This is a genomic window from Brevibacillus sp. NPDC003359 (assembly GCF_042878995.1).
GTDB lineage: Bacteria > Bacillota > Bacilli > Brevibacillales > Brevibacillaceae > Brevibacillus.
Genome location: NZ_JBIAOR010000010.1, coordinates 61,064 through 77,228, shown reverse-complemented (window position 1 = coordinate 77,228; position 16,165 = coordinate 61,064). Strand labels below are relative to the sequence as shown.

Sequence of the window (16,165 nt, the reverse complement as noted above, 5' to 3'; positions counted from 1 at the left end):
TCATCGAGATAACAGATCGATGGAGGGATTTTTTTGTTAAAAGAAAATAGAACGTTTCGCACGCTGTTCGTCTCTTACGGACTGTCTACGCTTGGCGATTGGTTTGATTTTATTGCGATATCCATCCTGTTGGGGTTTGTGTGGAAGGTTGATCCGATGACGATGGCCCTCCTGCCCGTTGCCTATGCAGCTCCAAGCATTTTGCTCGGACAGTTTGCCGGGGTGCTCTCAGACCGCGTGAACAAGGTACGTATGATCATGACCATGAATATCATTCAGGCTACTCTCACTCTACTTCTGCTTGCCATGCCTAATCCGTTCTGGTTCCTGGTGGTCATTGCCCTGCGTTCAGGTGCCTCGGTCTTCAATGATCCAGCGCAACAGACCTTGACGCGTCAAATCGTACCTGAGAATCAATTGTTACAAGCCTCTGCCTTGAATGGAGCTGTATACCAAATGGGGAAATTGATCGGTCCACTTGCCGGAGGGTTGGTAGCGGCCATTTTTGCCCCCGCAATTTGTCTGATGATTAATGCTTCGACCTTCCTTCTCTCTACTGGATTTTTGTTTACGATTCGCAAAGTGGAGGATACGTTGTCCCGTCCATCTACAGAAGAGCAGCCTCTTCCTTACCGTCAAGCATGGCAAGAGGGCTGGCGCATCTTTTTGCAAAACCGTGTCCTGTTGTTCAGTACGATCTTTGCAACCGTTACTTCGTTGGCGATTCAGTTGGCGGATACACAGTTTCCCGTGATCTTCCGCGAGAAGCTACCCGACAATCCAGAAATGCTCGGGTTCACGGTCAGTGTCATTGGTTTAGGCGCACTTGTCACTGTCACCTTGCTTCATCGCTTAAAAGAAATTCGTTCCTATGGGTGGGTGCTGGGCGGCGGCGTTTTACTCATCGGGATTTGTTTCTCGTGGATTGGATTTTTCCAGCCGGGTGATGGGATGTATTGGCTGCTGATTCCCGCTTTATTGGCTGGAGTAGGAACAGGTCTGACTTCAATCGGGGCCAATTATCTGGTACAAAAAGAAAGCCCCTCGCAAGCACTTGGCCGAGTGAGGGGAATTATCGATTCATTGACGAGCGCCACTTTCATTATTGCTCCGTTGCTCGGTGGCGTCATCATGACCATCTGGGGTCCAAACACCGCTTTTTTATGGGTCGGATTGTTAATCGCTGCGATTGGCGGAGGTGCTATCCTCTTACAGCGATGGATTTGGGGGAATCGCACAAAAGACGTGGCTGTTGATATCGCTACGGCTGGATCGGAACGAGTCGGATAATATTATCATCGCCTTCTCTCGGATTTCCACGTCCATCGCGGTTGTTGGTCAACCTTTCCACGGCCCTTTGGATACAAACGTCATGCCAGAAGGAGCCCATGTCGTATCACCGCTTTGCAGGAGGGGGGGTTTCATCCCCTCTTTTTGCTGTGTAAAAAATCAGTCTGGATACCCTCCAGCAGTTGTGCTGGGGCCGAAGCCCGGTGACATGTTTTCCAGTCGCCTATATCCTCTCTTCGTTCGGGCGGTCTCCTTCCAAACATATCACCGTACTTCCACAGCTGAGGTGGACGTCCAACTTTTTTAGAACGTTTGTGTAGTTAATCAGAGAAGTCTTTTCGTTCTTCTTTATCTTTTTTTCCTCTTTGATGCCTTTTCAAATGTTGACTGAAGCCGCGTAGGAAGAAGCGGATTTCCAGTCCAAGCGCCTCTGGAGCCCACCCCAGCGAAGGAATGAATGTCGGGGGTTTTCAGCTTCCTTATGAAATACTCCCTTGAAACTTCAACGTTTGAAGCGCTCCCGACATTCATTCCGTAGCGGACAGCCCCCGCCTCCCAGCAGGGCGTAGGTTGAAGCGTAGACTGGAAATCCGCTTCTTCCTCCCCTGCAGCCACTACCCAAAAAAGGCAAAAAAAAATTGGTCCCCATTGAACCAATTCACGAAAAGACCTACTCGATATTCACTTGTCTTCGTTCCTCGATTTGTCGATGCAAAATGTACTTTCGCAAATTGTGAAAATGACGTGCATTGATTCCTTTGATCGTGCAGCCGTAAAAACAGTTCGGGCCCTCTATTCGTTCATGAATGATATCCAGGTCAGTTTTCACTACCCCATCCGGGCGATTGCGACCATACAATTCAAAGGAAAAGACAATTTGCTGATCCGCAGGAATCTGTTTGTCTGAGCGGAATGCCAAGCCTCCCAGGCTCAAATTTACCAAGTACACCATTTGACTATAAACGGAAAAAAATGAGTCTGGCTCCTGCGTCGGATACTGGATCCAACCCTTAACCTCCATGTCGAAACGGGGATAGCGTCTGCGCTGTTCCCGAAACTCAGTAGCTGTTGGAGAGTGGAACAAAAACAAGCGATTTTTGTCCTTAGCCACGACTACGGCCTCAAACGTATTAATCGTTTCATAATCAGCCGTCAATAGACAAGGGATTTGGTCCCCTACAGTGACATCCAATGGGCTGGGAAATACGGCTTCGATCAAGTCCCCTTCTTCATAGGTAACATGACCTTCTATCACTCGATTTCCTTTTCTAATTTGTATTATGCTTTCCATCTGCGTTCTCCACCACTTCGCACAATTATATTACCGGGATTTCCGAAATCTTTACCTGGATGCTTTTCGCGGAAAATAAGGTATAATGGGAACATTGACAGATAGGAGGTTACAGACCGATGAATCGTTATCAATTGGTAACACTGGCTTTGGCATTTTTGGTAACCGCCTGTCTCATCGGAGTTGGCATTGCCATTGGGGAAAAAAGCCCTCTCGGTATCCTTGGCTGTATCGTTGTTGCCTTCTCGTTGATGGGATTTGGCTTTTCGTACAAGCGCAAGCATATGCGCTAACCTCTTCTCCGTTATCGCCGTACAAGTAAACTGTTCACATAAAACAGGACAGAAGGCAAGCCTTTAGCCTGCTTCAGCAGTTGTCTAGCGATAGTATAAATGTGTGGCTGGCTCCGATTTACCTTGCGATCCGCGAGATAAAACGCGACTAGCCCGTCCACGATCATACGGTGAAATGCAGGATTTGGCAAGCGTTTAACGCTTGCCTTTGCTTGTTCTATGAAAAGTTTCAAGCGTTCAGTCGCTATCTGTTCCGAATCGTAATAGCTCACGAAGTTTAAATCTCCACCCATTTTATCTTCTTCCAGGTCAATTAAATAGTCTAATAAAATATGTAATCCGCACAGCCACGGAAAGTAAGCTTCACTTACCGTTTGAATTTGCTCTTCCCCTACATCTGGATCAGTCGCTAAGCAAAAAAGAGCGAATATCCCGATGGTCGAACCTGTGACAGCGGCAAATTCTTGCCAGTGCAAATCGTGATAGCGTTCCTTATACTGATCCCACCACGTCAACAAGTGATCCTCGCGCAAATGGGGAGCAATGTGCTTGTATACCTGCAAATCGCTATACAAACAAGAAAACTCGAGTACCTTGGCCTGGATTTTTTCATAGGCTGACAATTGCGCGACATGCTGTTGACAGGTCTGAACCAGCCCAGCCAAAAAGCCGCCGTCATCCTTATCCTCGCGGTACAAATAATAGTCTCGCAAAGGCGCGCCTGGTGTCAGGGCATCCTGCATCGACACGTGAAGCTGACGGAAGTCTTGCGGGTCTAGTGACGTGCTGCGATCACACAGATTATCCAAGTAGTCACTGATCGTTTGGTAGGCGACAATCAGCGGGACAATTGTCTCTACATGCGGGATGACCTGTGCTGCATAAACACATCCCCCTTGGCAGTGAAACTTTTTGGAATCCATGCTGTCTTGTGCCTGTTTTCTCAGCTCGGGATTGGGAATCGCCTGTGCTCTTTTGTACCAGGCCGCAAACTCTCGCTCCAGAACAGGTTGCACATGACGATAGACTCGGTATAGTAGCTGCCATGGATTACGTAGTTCGCTCACTTACTTCCCTCCCAAAACAAATGTAAAACGGAGGCATTCCCAAGCTTTTACCAGCTTACATCGAAGCCCTCGCTCTTGACCAATAGAAATATCTTATCACATTTGTATGCCCACTCCAAAAGTCAGCCCTGAAATACACCAATTCGCCTTTTTGACTCCATATAGAGCACAAAAATAAACTTGTTGGTATTGATACGAGTAGAAGAGATCGTCATTTCCATCTGATTCTCCAACTCCAGCATGCGTTTGCGCACCTCGGTAAAATCGAAAGTAATGCATGAGGTCACCCTTTCTGAATCAGAGTTGCGATTGGCAGGCGAATGCAAAATTGTGTCGTTTGTCCGCATGAGTCCTCGGATAAATCAATCATTCCTTGGAGACTGTCTGTCACTTCCTTAACGTATGATAGCCCAATCCCCGTAGAAGGCCTGCCTGAGTCGTCGTATTTGGTAGTGAATCCAGGCATGAACAAGAACTCCTTGTCCTTCACCACAATGCCTGGCCCATCATCGATTACAACAAAATGAATCCACTCCTGACTCTCGTCAATCGAAGCCACAATCGATACCATCCCCCGGTCACGGATTGCTTCGACACTGTTGCCGACCAGATTGTTGATGAGTGAGAGTGTCGTGTAAATGTGGCAAGCGAGATACGGCACCTCCACATTCGTTTCAAACTGAATGTCCTTTTCCAACAGTCTCGCGTACTTTCGTTGCCCCTGAACAATGATCGCTATCAATTCGCCCAGTGGCATATAGTCGCGTTCGTTCTCATCAGAAATCAGCTTGGATAGGCCTGCATATATGCGTTGATTGTCCTTTTTCACTTCATGCACTTGTCCGGCAAGGGATAGCAGCCGCTTCGCATATCGTTTGCTCGTCTCATCCTTGTGTTCCACCTCGTTCATCCCGCGATACAGCTCATAGCAGTTGCGCGTGATTTCCTCAACCTGATGCAATGTCTTTTTCAGATGAACAGATTCCTCGTACAAATTGGAAATGAGCATCAACATCCGCTCGTTTCGATTGCGCTGTTGCTCTTCCATCCATTTCGCCTGACGCAGCTGAATCATATTGAAAAAACTAAGGACAAAAAAACTGCGTATCAATGCAATGACGGCAATCGGCCCTACGACCTCCAACTGAAAGACTCCCTCCCAGGACATAGCACGAAAGGACAGCTCTACCAAATTGGCTGCTATTTCTGCGACTGTCCCCAACAATCCCACCCAAAGCGGTCGATGATGTAGTGTATTAACGCGAAAGAGCGAGAATAGACAAGCAAAGGTAGCGTAATAGCAAAATGCGGGGAAGTGCAACTGAAGAGAAGACAGAAACGAAAAAACATCACCATACAATAAATCTAAGATTATTCGAAATAGAACAACAATTAATCCGGTTACTATCCCTGCCAGGAAGGAAGGACGCAGCCACAATAAAAAAAAGAAAAAAGCCGTGGTACCAAAGCTGATGCGAAAATCATCTTGAAACGGGTGAAATTTGAGCTCCCCGGCAATCGGGACAGCAATGAGCATAAGCAGCAGGATCGAAAGGGTCTCTCTCATAAAATGTTGCCCGCACTTCCTGTTTATTTCTTAGTTTACTATATTTTTCTATAGATTTTTGTAGTTTTTTATAGACCTCCCCCTACAATGCCGAAGAAAACGAACAAAAACCCTCCCAAGCATTCGTTTCCTGTTGCCAGGAAGCTCTCTTGCCTAGGAGGGTTTTCTTCGTTTTATTCTTCTTGTTCGGTTTGAATAATTTTGGTCCAGCCGTCTACTTGCTCCACGCGGCGTTCCTTCATCAGTTTGCCGAGTGCCCGCTTGAAGCTGGACTTGCTCATTTGAAATTTTTCACGAATGACATCCGCCTCTGTGGAATCTGTATAAGGCATCGCCCCGTCACGGTTGATCAAATAACGCATCAGCTTGTCCGCATCTTCGCCATACTGCACTTCCTTGCGCTCTTTCATGGAACCGTTCAGACGACCATCCTCACGCACAAAGCTAATGCGGCAGTGCACTGTTTGTCCGAGGCGCAGACGCCCCACCATTTCATCACGATGAATGAAAAGGATATGCTCGTCCTCCGTCAACAGGAATGCACCTGCTTGAATTACTTTGTAGACGGTACCTTCGACAGCCTTGTTTTTCATACTCTGATCTGCGAGTGCTGCGATCTTGACGATTTCGTTTTCCGTTACCGGCTTTGCCAAGAGTCTGCCGAGCTTGTCTTGCTTCAGCGCTACCAGCATTTGATCCTTGGGACGCGGCCATTCATCGGTATGCTTGGGCAGATCATCGACGAACAAGAGCAAATCCTTGTTAATACCGTTGTCCAGGAATACGCCCATGCGCGGAGAAATGTCCACGACTTCCAGCCAGCCGTATTCACCCATGCCGACATGAGGCATGTCCATGGTCGCAGCCAGTCGGTTCTCGTGATCATGGTACAAAAACACTTCGACCTCATCATCGCTATGTAAACTCTCGTGCGCTTCATTGGCATGTAGAAACACTTCATCTTTGCCATCGCTCAAAAAATAGCCGATTTCCGTTTTTCTCGCTACCGTCATGGTAAGCGTCATCCCTGCCGCCAAATTGCCGTTCTGAATGATTTGGGGCTCACGCTTTTCACGCATCTGTCTTTTGTACATATTTATTTTTTCCTCGCTCTCTACCATTGTGCACACTAACTATACCCATCCCCCGCAAGAAAATACCACAACTTTTTTCTAACAAAATAACGATGCGCAACGAAATAGGCAAGTCTTCCTTTCACGGACATACATATGACAGTAAGACTGGCTTGGCCCTACTTTTTCAAGACTGGAGTGACTCTTGCCTATGCTGTTGCTGCTTGAACATATTTTTCTCGGCATTGTACAAGGCTTGACTGAATTTTTACCGATATCAAGCACGGGTCATCTCGTCCTGTTTCGCAAAGTATTTGGCATGCAGGAAGTCGGACTTTTATTTGACACGATGCTTCATTTCGGTACGCTGATTGCTGTCGTGATCGTTTTTTGGCCACAGGTTCGTTATATCATCATGAATCCGATGAGTAAGCTGACAAAGCTATTGGTCGTAGGTACGATCCCTACCGCAGTGATCGGACTCGCCTTTGAAGATTATTTTGAAGAAATCTCACAGACAGGCATTACAATCGGATGGGAATTCCTTGCGACAGGCGCGATCCTCTGGGCGGTGGAGTCCATGCGCCGCGGAAATCGGACATTCGAAGAAATCAACTACACGGACGCCCTCATCATCGGAACACTGCAAGGTGCTGCGATCTTGCCTGCCATTTCTCGCTCAGGGCTGACGATTGCCGGTGCTCTTCTTCGCGGAATCGACCGTGCTGACGCTGCGCGCTTTTCGTTTTTAATCTCCTTACCCGCGATTCTGGGTGCTTGTGTCTTGCAAACAGCCAAGCTCATAGAAACACCGCTTGAAACAGCATTATTGATCCCGATGCTCGTGGGCACCATGTTTGCCGGACTAGCTGGCTATGTAGCCATTCGCTGGATGCTTACAATCATCAGCACAGGATCGATGAAGGGCTTCGCTATCTACGTCTGGGTATTGGGTGGGTTAATTTTACTCATGCAGTTCTTGGGCTGGTAATGCGAAAAAAGCCGGCTGCTTGCTCGCCGGCTTTCATCTACTTTCTTCTTTGTCTGGATAACGGCTGGCAATTAATTTGCCTACCAACAAAATAATGCCGTAAAACGCTGTTGCCAAAAGCGAGGTAGCTAGCCAAGTCGCCGTCCCCAGCACAAGGTAGAGCGCGGCATGAGCAATAAAGATACCTACCAGCCACACCATAATGTTCATTCGATAAAAAAACGTCATCAAACTACGCAATTGCCTCGCACCTCCACCATTCCATTTACTACTGTTATAGCCGATGAAACGGTGTTTTATCCCCTTAGCGCTCTCCAAGATCAGGATGAGGCACAGTAACCGCAAAGCCTGCTCGCTCCAAAATTTCTACCAGTACCGAAAGAGGCGTGTCAGCAACCTCTCTGTACATTTTCGGCGTATGTAAATGGATCGCATCAGGAAAGTCATCACTTAAATGCGTCCGCAATTTTTTCCCGCTAAAATCTTCATCAGTAAAGATGTAAACCTCATCTGCATCTGCTGCCTCTGTTTGGGCAAGCAGTTGCTCCCCTTTTTCCAAGCTATAGGAACCGTATGTACAAAGTATAGTGACAGGCTCAACCAGCACACGAAGCAATCGTTCTTTGTCTGTTTTCCCCTCCACGATCATGACACACCCTGCCATCCGCTCCCATCCTCCCTGACTCACCATTTTTATTTAGTATACCTCCTTCGAAACAAGACATCTTAAGAAAGCATCCATTATCAAACAGGGGGTAGTCACATGTCCAAATTCAAAAGTGCCAAAAACCTGAATCAAAAAGGATTAGCCGTAACAGGGCTAACCAGCAGTACGGTTGCGGATGATACGCATACCGAAGACAACCAAGGATCTTCCTATCAGCATCAACAAAACAACGAAAACACGAAAGATGAAAAATGAAAGGAAAGAAATGGTTGCCTGGATAGAGTTTCCTTAGTAAGATAGTTTTATGAATATTGAACAACTTGAACTAACCGAAAAGCGAATCAAGATTTTCAAAGCGTTGGCAGATGAGACAAGGCTAGCCATATTAAAGACCTTGTATCATTCCGGCAACGAGCTGAATTGTACAGCAGTGGGCTTTACCTGCGATACTTCCAAGTCCAATGCCTCCTATCATTTCAAGACACTTCGAGAGGCAGGACTGATCAAAGTCAGAAAGGATGGGCAAGCACGGTACATGAGCATATATAAAGAAACCTTCGATCAAATATTGCCTGGCTTTTTAGATACCTTGTGATTGGTATCCTTTTTTTGCTCATTAGTTCAAAAGTTATTTAACTATAGAATCATAAAACAAAGAGGAGAGATTTTTTATGGAGCGCCTATTTTTGATGATCTTTTTCTTCACCATGTTTTTGATCGGTACCAATACATTTATCATTAGCCCACTGCTGCCAACAATGCGAGAGTTATATCACGTATCCACTAACCAGGCAGCTTGGCTCATCGGAACTTATGCTCTCGGATTTGCTTTGGCTGCTTTAGTCGCGGGTCCGCTATCTGATAATCGAAACAGGAAACATGTGATGGCAGTCGGTATGCTCGGATTTGCACTTTCCACACTTGCATGCGCCTTTGCACCTGGTTTCACCGCGATGCTCTTCTTTCGCTTTCTTGCCGGGACCTGCTCTGCCTTTATCGGTCCTCAAGTGTGGGCTGCCATTCCTGTTTTGTTTCCCCCTGCTCGTATCGGAAAAGCGATGGGGATTGTCATGGCAGGTCTTTCGGTTTCCCAAGTGATCGGTGTACCTATAGGCAGTTTTCTGTCAGCTTATCATTGGTCGTTTCCTTTTTTGGCTGTAGGAATTGCTTCTCTCGGAGCTTTTGTACTCATCATCCGAAAACTTCCGGATTTATTGCCTCGTACCTCCATAGCCGGACTTGGAACAAACAACGCCCGGGTGGCTATTTTTGCACGTTACAAGGATCTGTTGCGACTGCCTCAAGCTTCACGCAGCTTTATCGGCTATTTCGTTTTCATGACGGGTGTCTATGCAGTCTTTTCATTTTATGGCGTATGGCTTTCCGATCACTATCAGCAATCCGTTACCGAAATTGGCTTGATCACTTTAGTTATCGGGCTAGGCAACACCGTTGGCAGCTTACTCAGCGGTTGGTTACTCGAGCGTTGGAAGAGAAATACGATTTTGACCGTTGGATTTCTGGGCAGCGCCCTGCTCTATCTTGTTTTGCCTTACATACCGGGAGTCGGCTTTTTGCAGGTTGTCCTCTTCTTCATGTACTGCTTCGGCGGTGTACTCGTGCCTGTCCTGATGGGTTACTTGCAATCATTGTCCGACACCTCGCGCGGTACCATATCGAGCTTGGCCAACGCTTGCATGTACATAGGAACTTTCATTGCTTCTTCTTTCGCAGGCAGTTTGTATTCTATTTTTGGATTCGCGGGGGTCAGCACCTTCGCCACCTTCACTTTTCTTATCGCCTATCTTCTCTTTGTTTTGAGGACTGGTAAATTACATGTAACCTCACAAGCTTGAGTCCTTTACTTTCCCTCTTCGCCTTGCTACGCTATGATCGAATTCATTTTATCGCAGTCAGCAGGACGGAGAGGGTCAACGTGGATTCATCTTCATCACTATGGAAAAACAGATCGTTTCTCAAGCTCTGGCTTGCGCAAATGACGGCAAGCATCGGTGATCATTGCTACAGCTTCGCTTTACTCTGGTATTTGCTACAGGCAACCAAATCGGGTACGGTGCTGAGCTTGCTCGCAATCCCGGAAATGGTGGCAGGTCTCATGTTTTACCTCGTCGGCGGGGTCATGGCTGACCGGTACAATCCGCGCACGCTCATGGTAGGAGCAGATGTCGCGCGAATTCTTGTCGCGATCACGGTTGGCATCCTGGTATTCATGGGCATCGAGGAGTTTTCGTTTTTTCTGGCAGCACAATTTTTGTTGGGGTTGTTCTCCAGTCTGTTTCAGCCAGCGCGAACCGTGGCACTCAAATCAGTGGTTCCCCAAGAGCAGCTAGGCCGAGCAAACGCCATCTTGGACACGACTTTCCGAACCATTCGGATTATTGCGCCAATGTCAATCGGACTCGTCGCTTCGATCCTGCCGCTCTCTACTTTGTTTTTTGTGAATGCAGGCAGCTATTTGATATCCGTCTTGTTCCTTTATGCCATTCGTATTTCCTTGACCGATCAACAAGGGGTATCTACTACGAAAATGACACCCAGCCAGTACGCCCGTGATATCACCTCGGGTTTACAGGAGCTGAAACAGAATCGTGCTCTGTTCTTGATTCTTCTCTTTAGTAACATGGGCTTTCTCGTCTGGCAGGTCACTTACACAGTGGGCTTTCCGTTTATGGCAGAACGCATGCAGCAAGGAAACGGCAGTACATTAGCTGTCTTATTGGGCTTTTATGGGATCGGAAACTTGCTGGGAAGCCTGTACATGGCTCGCTCGTTTTACACCCGCTATTTGTTTGTGATTTTGATTGGATGGGTGTTTCAGTCAGCCGGATTCCTGTTGCTTACGACAGGAGGCACCGCTCACTGGATTGCTTTCCTCGGAGCAGCCGTCGCAGGAATTGGAGGCCCTCTCATTGGTATCCCAACCGTGACTGCCATTCAAATCAAAGCATCAAACAGCAGCACAGGCAAAATTTTCGCGATCAACATGCTTATGTTCACATTCTTCTGTTTGCTGTCCAGCACACTCGGTGCCATCTGGATGGGCAATTGGCCAGTCGAACAGATCTTCCTTGTCAGTGGGGTATTCCTCGCTGTCATGAGCTTCGCAGGCTTCCTCATTGAAAAACGAAAAGCAACAAAACATCACCAATCCTCTTCTGTTTGAGTAATGCGAAGAAACTTTTTGATACCAAAAAGCCGGTTTTTCCTCCTTCAAGGAATCACCGGCTTTTTGTTTTAGGGCATTTCAACTGGCTGTTGTTGGGTCACACAATGTATCATCCCACCATGTTTATAAAGCTCTCTTACATCAATGCCAATCACTTCACGGTCAGGGTAAAGCTTTTGGATGATCTCGTTTGCGATTTTGTCATTCGGATCATGATAATTCGGCACTAGGACAACGGTATTCCCAATATAGAAATTCACATAGGAGCCTTTGTATCCCAAGTCCTTTCCATTCTCTAAAATGACATTGTGCTTACTGATCGGTAAATTCACGTACTTATACGGCTTGCCCAAGGCATTCTTCGCATTCAGCAATGTTTGGATATCCTTATTCGGGACACCCCATTCCTCTATATCCTCTTCCTTCATCGTAATAATCGTTGACTGATCATAAAATTTGGCAAAACCGTCAATATGAAAATCTGTAATTTCCAGGCCTGGCACACCATCTAACCAAATAAAATTTGTCGCCCCAAGATATTCTTTCATATACTTCTCAACATCTGCTTCTGAAAATTTGGGATTTCTATTTTTATTTGTAACAGCACTGCGTGTCGATAAAAATGTACCATTCCCGTCCAGTTCAAACGCTCCACCTTCAAGTACAAGCTCATTCAAATCAATTCGTTCCATTCCTGATTGCTTGCTTAGCTTGCTTGAAAGTAATGCATCTTTTTTATACGGCGTTTTCTTGCCCCATCCGTTAAATCCCCAGTCCATCATTTTCAAGTTCTTATCCTTGTCGTATACAAAGATCGGTGCAGTGTCTCTTGACCATACATCGTCCGTAGGAGCAATGTAGAAGTCGATTTTGTCCATATTAATACCTTCATCATAGAGAAGATCATAAATATAGTTCTTCTCGTGTTCATCATAGGCGACAATATGGACATTTTCCCCATCACTTAAGGCAGTTGTCATCTCGATCCAAATGGACTCAATTTCTTCTTGATAACCTTTCCCATACGTAAAGTTATGCGGCCATACTAACCACGTACCTTCATGCTTGCTTTTTTCATCCGGCATTGTGTACTTGCCTACGTACTGTTTTTTCATACTTTGACTCTCCTCGGCCTTACTTGGCATACACCCCATTAAGATCCCAGCTGTTAAGACAACCCCTGAGCACAGTACCATTATTTTCTTCATTTCATAATCCCCTCATGTTCTGGTAGCTTTCCCGCAGAAGTAGAGTAAGCTTTGACATAGTGTCAAGGTCAAGCAGCTATTGTCTGGCTTTTTTCATGATAGGAAAACAGATCTGTGTCACATACTCACGGGCAGGGCAGTCACATTCTGAGCCTTTCAAGTAGGTTTCGTAAGGCGGACCATCCAGATGGTAACTGTTGCTATCTGTCCACTCTTCAAGTGCCATATGTCCGTATCCGATGTCGTCATAACTTCCGAAATGCAAAGTAGTAGCAACAAACTGCTCGGGGAGCTGTTTGATTTGCCATTCGCTTGATGTATCTCCATCGTTCTCATGAATGATCGGGATCATCAACTCAATATGACTGTTGTCAGGGTTGAATTCTTCATCTAAAAACAAGACAGACGGAGCACCAAGTAACTGAAGATGATTTTCTTCCGCCTTCGCGTATATAGAATCAATGTACTTGTCCATGTCCGCAATAGGAATTTGCAAGCTTTGACTGATGACACTTCCTTCGTTTCTCATTCCGAGCAATATATCGTACGAACTTCTCTTTCCTCGAATGATATCTTCCTTTTTTTCAACCATCTCCTGCATTTCTGCAATGATCTGTCTATTACGATTCATTTCATTGGATAATTCATTTATTTTCGAGTGGATGAATTCGATATATAAATTCCTGTCTGATGTCTGAAGGATCGCCTTAATCTCTGGCAAAGAAAATCTATACTCTTTCAGCTTATTGATGAGTAATGCAGTCTCTAATTGACTCTTTTCATAGTATCTATATCCATTCGTTTCATCGACATGTACGGGTTTCAAAAGTTCTTCCTTGTCATAGTGTCGCAACATGCGCGGACTCATTTTGCAAAGCTGAGAAAATCTGCTGATTGTGTACATATGTCTCCTTTGTGTGAGGATAATTTGTAGTTAAATGACTCGTTTGTATATCCGCTTCATCAGAGCTATTGTATCATTCCGTATCGAAGCGCTAGTGATGCATGCAATCAATATTTTCTCATTATTTGCAAAAAACAATTGCAACCGAAATTTTCATGTCATATAATCTGACATAAATAAAAATAGTGTCAGGTTATCTGACACAGAAAAGAGGTGGATGGATGGAACCTACTGTCGCAAGTCTCTCGTCTGCCATTGACGCCACATGGCTCATGGTATCAGCCATTCTGGTCATTCTCATGCAAGTTGGATTCGCCCTGCTTGAAGCTGGTTCTACTCGCATGAAAAACGCTGGTCACGTCGCAGGCAAAACAGTTCTTACCTTTGGTATCTGCTCGATTGCCTTTTGGGCGTTTGGCTTTGGTCTGACATTTGGAGACGGCAACTCTTTCATCGGACTTTCCGGATTCTTTTTTGACGGTATGCAAAAAGACGCTTTCTCCGCTTTTTCCGCTGCAACTGTTCCTATCTCGATTCTCTTCCTCTTTCAGCTCGCTTTTGCAGCCGTTTCACTCGCGATCGCCTGGGGCGGTTTTGCTGAACGTGCCAAGCTATCCATTTATTTTATTTTCAGCGTACTGTTTACTGTCCTCATCTATCCTGTCGTCGGTCACTGGGTATGGGGCGGCGGTTGGTTGGCACAGCTCGGGATGCAAGATTTCGCTGGTTCCACGGTTGTCCATCTTCAAGGTGCCATCGTCGCACTCGTCGCCACCATCCTCTTGAAGCCTCGCATCGGAAAATATAATCGCGACGGCAGCTCCAATCTGATTCCTGGTCACAACCAAGTCTACTCGGTCTTAGGGGTCCTGTTTCTTTGGATCGGCTGGTTCGGCTTTAACGCCGGCTCTACGCTAGGCAGCACATCCGGATTTTTCGGATATATCGCCGTCACTACCAATCTCGCTACCGCAGCAGGCGCTGTCGCCGCTCTCGCCATTTCCTTGATCGTGATGGGAAAAGCAGATATCCCAAGCATGCTCAACGGTGTCCTCGCCGCTCTCGTCGCGATTACAGCATCATGCGCCTTCGTTGATCCATGGGCAGCTGTTGTGATTGGTTCAGCGTCAGGTATTCTCACATTCTACACATCCATTTGGTTTGATCGCATGGGGATTGATGATCCTGTCTTCGCTTTTTCCGTGCATGGGGTGGCTGGCATTTGGGGAACGTTGTCCACGGGTTTATTCGCTACCCCGGAGCTTGCCGAAAAGGTCGGCGTTGGTGGTCCTGGGCTGTTTTATGGCGGTGGCCTACATCAGTTAGGGGTTCAGGCATTGGGATTGGCTGGCTCCGCACTCTATGTTTTCTTCGTAGCCTTCATCATTTTGTATGTGTTAAAAGTAACCATTGGCCTGCGAGTCACTGAAGAGGAAGAGGTGGTTGGTCTTGACCTTAGCGAACACGGGGGATACGGCTATCCCGAACTACTCCAGCCTGAACGCGTACGATCGGCTGCATCTACCCAAAGCAGCACCTCTCACTCTCTCACCTGAACAAGTGGAAAAAATACGGAATGTTGACTCCTTTAGTGAACTGGCCTTATTGCGACGAGAATTGTTGGACCCTTCTCCGTTGCGTTCATTGAATCGTGCAGGGGAATTGGCTCCCTTTTCCATCGTCGTCAATCTGATTCACGACAATCTCATCCGACAAGGGGTGCTCCTCGCTGTGAACGACCTTGCCAAGAGGGGCTTGGGCACCCCTCCCGTCCCCTTTGCCTTTCTGCAATTCGGCAGTGGTGGCAGGTCAGAGCAAGCACTCATCAGCGATCAGGATAACGGACTCGTCTATCAACTGCCCGATCATCTGGGCGAGCAGGAAACCGAAAAGATACATGGCTACTTTCAATTGCTGGGGGCGACGATCGTTGCAGGTTTGGAGGTAGCTGGCTATCCTCCCTGCCAAGGGAATGTCACTTGTCTCTCCCCAAAATGGCGAGGCAGCATCGAACAATGGCTAGACCAAATAGACAGATGGGTCTCTCACCCCATCTGGGAGAACGCCCGTTATTTACTGCTCGCAAGTGATGTGCGTGTCTTATGGGGCGAAGCGGCCATTTTTACTCCTGTCCATGACCGCTTTCGCCAATTGCTCGCAGGGAATGTCTTCTTGCTGAATCGACTGGTGAGCAATACGTTGCATTATCGGGTACCACTTGGAATATTCGGTAGAGTTTTACCTGAGGTCCATGGACGCTTCCGTGGAGCCATCAATGTGAAGTACGGTATTTATTTGCCGCTGGTGAATTGCGTACGGCATTTCGCTTTGGCGCATGGCATCTTTGCCAGCTCTACCTTGGAACGCCTGGATCTGCTCGGTGAAAAAGGAATCTGGAGCAAGAGCTTTTGTGACGAGGTAGCTGCATACTTCCGGCAAATTCAAGGTCAGCGCCTGATCGCTCCCCTCCACTGGGAAGATGGACAATACACGAGCAATAGCTATATCAAACTAGGGGAGCTTTCTCCTGACACCCAAGTGATGGTACGGCAGTCAATGAAGCTGGCGATCCGCCTGCAAAAAATGACAGAAAAGCTCCCGTCCGTTTTTGGGGGATAGGAGGAGAT

The 16,165-nt window shown here is 46.8% G+C and carries 17 protein-coding genes and 1 pseudogene; 9 read left to right on the top strand and 9 right to left on the bottom strand.

Features of this window, described 5'->3' with window-relative positions; genetic code table 11:
* The first annotated feature begins 33 nt into the window (after window positions 1–33).
* A complete protein-coding gene (locus tag ACFYU8_RS21335) occupies window positions 34–1,290 on the top strand; it encodes an MFS transporter (RefSeq protein ID WP_390303540.1) in 1,257 nt (418 codons plus the stop codon).
* A 670-nt stretch (window positions 1,291–1,960) separates the two neighbouring features.
* Here ACFYU8_RS21335 and ACFYU8_RS21330 read toward each other — a convergent pair.
* Window positions 1,961–2,581, bottom strand: coding sequence for a PilZ domain-containing protein (locus ACFYU8_RS21330; RefSeq protein ID WP_390303543.1), 621 nt, complete (start codon window positions 2,579–2,581; stop codon window positions 1,961–1,963).
* 119 nt (window positions 2,582–2,700) lie between these two features.
* Here ACFYU8_RS21330 and ACFYU8_RS21325 point away from each other — a divergent pair, with 119 nt between their 5' ends.
* Window positions 2,701–2,874 carry a YlaF family protein gene (locus tag ACFYU8_RS21325; RefSeq protein WP_007722723.1) on the top strand — a complete coding sequence of 58 codons (174 nt, stop codon included), beginning with the start codon at window positions 2,701–2,703 and terminating at the stop codon, window positions 2,872–2,874.
* Between the two features lie 11 nt (window positions 2,875–2,885).
* On the opposite strand, the gene ACFYU8_RS21320 is transcribed toward ACFYU8_RS21325, so the two are convergent.
* The 4 genes and pseudogenes from ACFYU8_RS21320 to ACFYU8_RS21305 form a co-directional block, all read right to left on the bottom strand.
* Complete coding sequence (locus ACFYU8_RS21320; protein ID WP_390303550.1) at window positions 2,886–3,941, bottom strand: tetraprenyl-beta-curcumene synthase family protein; 1,056 nt, start codon at window positions 3,939–3,941, stop codon at window positions 2,886–2,888.
* A 122-nt stretch (window positions 3,942–4,063) separates the two neighbouring features.
* A pseudogene (locus ACFYU8_RS21315) lies at window positions 4,064–4,210 on the bottom strand (DNA-binding domain-containing protein); the annotation flags it as partial.
* Window positions 4,211–4,224: 14 nt separating this feature from the next.
* Window positions 4,225–5,508: an ATP-binding protein gene (locus ACFYU8_RS21310; protein ID WP_390303553.1), complete on the bottom strand. Its 1,284-nt coding sequence runs from the start codon at window positions 5,506–5,508 to the stop codon at window positions 4,225–4,227.
* A gap of 173 nt (window positions 5,509–5,681) precedes the next feature.
* Entirely contained in the window at window positions 5,682–6,602 is a 921-nt protein-coding gene (locus ACFYU8_RS21305; RefSeq protein WP_390303556.1) for a CvfB family protein, read from the bottom strand.
* Window positions 6,603–6,792: 190 nt separating this feature from the next.
* Between ACFYU8_RS21305 and ACFYU8_RS21300 the strand changes: the two genes are divergently transcribed.
* Complete coding sequence (locus ACFYU8_RS21300; RefSeq protein ID WP_390303559.1) at window positions 6,793–7,572, top strand: undecaprenyl-diphosphate phosphatase; 780 nt, start codon at window positions 6,793–6,795, stop codon at window positions 7,570–7,572.
* A 33-nt stretch (window positions 7,573–7,605) separates the two neighbouring features.
* Here the strand turns inward: ACFYU8_RS21300 and ACFYU8_RS21295 are convergent, their stop codons facing one another.
* Window positions 7,606–7,812, bottom strand: a complete 207-nt coding sequence (locus ACFYU8_RS21295) for a hypothetical protein (protein ID WP_390303562.1) — start codon at window positions 7,810–7,812, stop codon at window positions 7,606–7,608.
* A 64-nt stretch (window positions 7,813–7,876) separates the two neighbouring features.
* Window positions 7,877–8,236 (bottom strand): toprim domain-containing protein, encoded by a 360-nt coding sequence (locus ACFYU8_RS21290; RefSeq protein ID WP_390303565.1) that lies wholly within the window; start codon window positions 8,234–8,236, stop codon window positions 7,877–7,879.
* Window positions 8,237–8,335: 99 nt separating this feature from the next.
* Between ACFYU8_RS21290 and ACFYU8_RS21285 the strand changes: the two genes are divergently transcribed.
* From ACFYU8_RS21285 to ACFYU8_RS21270, 4 genes are all read left to right on the top strand, one after another.
* The gene (locus ACFYU8_RS21285; protein WP_390303568.1) at window positions 8,336–8,494 is read left to right on the top strand and encodes a hypothetical protein; all 159 of its coding nucleotides are present in this window, start codon (window positions 8,336–8,338) and stop codon (window positions 8,492–8,494) included.
* Between the two features lie 49 nt (window positions 8,495–8,543).
* Window positions 8,544–8,834, top strand: a complete 291-nt coding sequence (locus ACFYU8_RS21280; protein ID WP_390303571.1) for an ArsR/SmtB family transcription factor — start codon at window positions 8,544–8,546, stop codon at window positions 8,832–8,834.
* 76 nt (window positions 8,835–8,910) lie between these two features.
* Complete coding sequence (locus ACFYU8_RS21275) at window positions 8,911–10,095, top strand: MFS transporter (protein ID WP_390303574.1); 1,185 nt, start codon at window positions 8,911–8,913, stop codon at window positions 10,093–10,095.
* A gap of 80 nt (window positions 10,096–10,175) precedes the next feature.
* Entirely contained in the window at window positions 10,176–11,423 is a 1,248-nt protein-coding gene (locus tag ACFYU8_RS21270) for an MFS transporter (protein ID WP_390303577.1), read from the top strand.
* Between the two features lie 71 nt (window positions 11,424–11,494).
* Here ACFYU8_RS21270 and ACFYU8_RS21265 read toward each other — a convergent pair whose 3' ends face one another.
* The gene (locus ACFYU8_RS21265) at window positions 11,495–12,634 is read right to left on the bottom strand and encodes an agmatine deiminase family protein (protein ID WP_390303580.1); all 1,140 of its coding nucleotides are present in this window, start codon (window positions 12,632–12,634) and stop codon (window positions 11,495–11,497) included.
* 76 nt (window positions 12,635–12,710) lie between these two features.
* On the bottom strand, window positions 12,711–13,538 hold the full coding sequence (locus ACFYU8_RS21260; RefSeq protein ID WP_390303583.1) for a MerR family transcriptional regulator: 828 nt from the start codon (window positions 13,536–13,538) through the stop codon (window positions 12,711–12,713).
* Between the two features lie 221 nt (window positions 13,539–13,759).
* Here ACFYU8_RS21260 and ACFYU8_RS21255 point away from each other — a divergent pair, with 221 nt between their 5' ends.
* Together ACFYU8_RS21255 and ACFYU8_RS21250 are read left to right on the top strand one after the other, a co-directional pair.
* The gene (locus ACFYU8_RS21255; RefSeq protein ID WP_390303585.1) at window positions 13,760–15,094 is read left to right on the top strand and encodes an ammonium transporter; all 1,335 of its coding nucleotides are present in this window, start codon (window positions 13,760–13,762) and stop codon (window positions 15,092–15,094) included.
* 49 nt (window positions 15,095–15,143) lie between these two features.
* Window positions 15,144–16,157, top strand: coding sequence for a DUF294 nucleotidyltransferase-like domain-containing protein (locus tag ACFYU8_RS21250; RefSeq protein WP_390303774.1), 1,014 nt, complete (start codon window positions 15,144–15,146; stop codon window positions 16,155–16,157).
* Window positions 16,158–16,165: the final 8 nt, after the last annotated feature.

Bases quoted from the DNA above. Each gene is read 5' to 3' on its own strand.
- ACFYU8_RS21330 (WP_390303543.1), bottom strand. From the start codon at position 2,581: ATGGAAAGCATAATACAAATTAGAAAAGGAAATCGAGTGATAGAAGGT.
- ACFYU8_RS21325 (WP_007722723.1), top strand. From the start codon at position 2,701: ATGAATCGTTATCAATTGGTAACACTGGCTTTGGCATTTTTGGTAACC.
- ACFYU8_RS21310 (WP_390303553.1), bottom strand. From the start codon at position 5,508: ATGAGAGAGACCCTTTCGATCCTGCTGCTTATGCTCATTGCTGTCCCG.
- ACFYU8_RS21305 (WP_390303556.1), bottom strand. From the start codon at position 6,602: ATGTACAAAAGACAGATGCGTGAAAAGCGTGAGCCCCAAATCATTCAG.
- ACFYU8_RS21300 (WP_390303559.1), top strand. From the start codon at position 6,793: ATGCTGTTGCTGCTTGAACATATTTTTCTCGGCATTGTACAAGGCTTG.
- ACFYU8_RS21290 (WP_390303565.1), bottom strand. From the start codon at position 8,236: ATGGCAGGGTGTGTCATGATCGTGGAGGGGAAAACAGACAAAGAACGA.
- ACFYU8_RS21285 (WP_390303568.1), top strand. From the start codon at position 8,336: ATGTCCAAATTCAAAAGTGCCAAAAACCTGAATCAAAAAGGATTAGCC.
- ACFYU8_RS21280 (WP_390303571.1), top strand. From the start codon at position 8,544: ATGAATATTGAACAACTTGAACTAACCGAAAAGCGAATCAAGATTTTC.
- ACFYU8_RS21275 (WP_390303574.1), top strand. From the start codon at position 8,911: ATGGAGCGCCTATTTTTGATGATCTTTTTCTTCACCATGTTTTTGATC.
- ACFYU8_RS21265 (WP_390303580.1), bottom strand. From the start codon at position 12,634: ATGAAGAAAATAATGGTACTGTGCTCAGGGGTTGTCTTAACAGCTGGG.
- ACFYU8_RS21260 (WP_390303583.1), bottom strand. From the start codon at position 13,538: ATGTACACAATCAGCAGATTTTCTCAGCTTTGCAAAATGAGTCCGCGC.
- ACFYU8_RS21255 (WP_390303585.1), top strand. From the start codon at position 13,760: ATGGAACCTACTGTCGCAAGTCTCTCGTCTGCCATTGACGCCACATGG.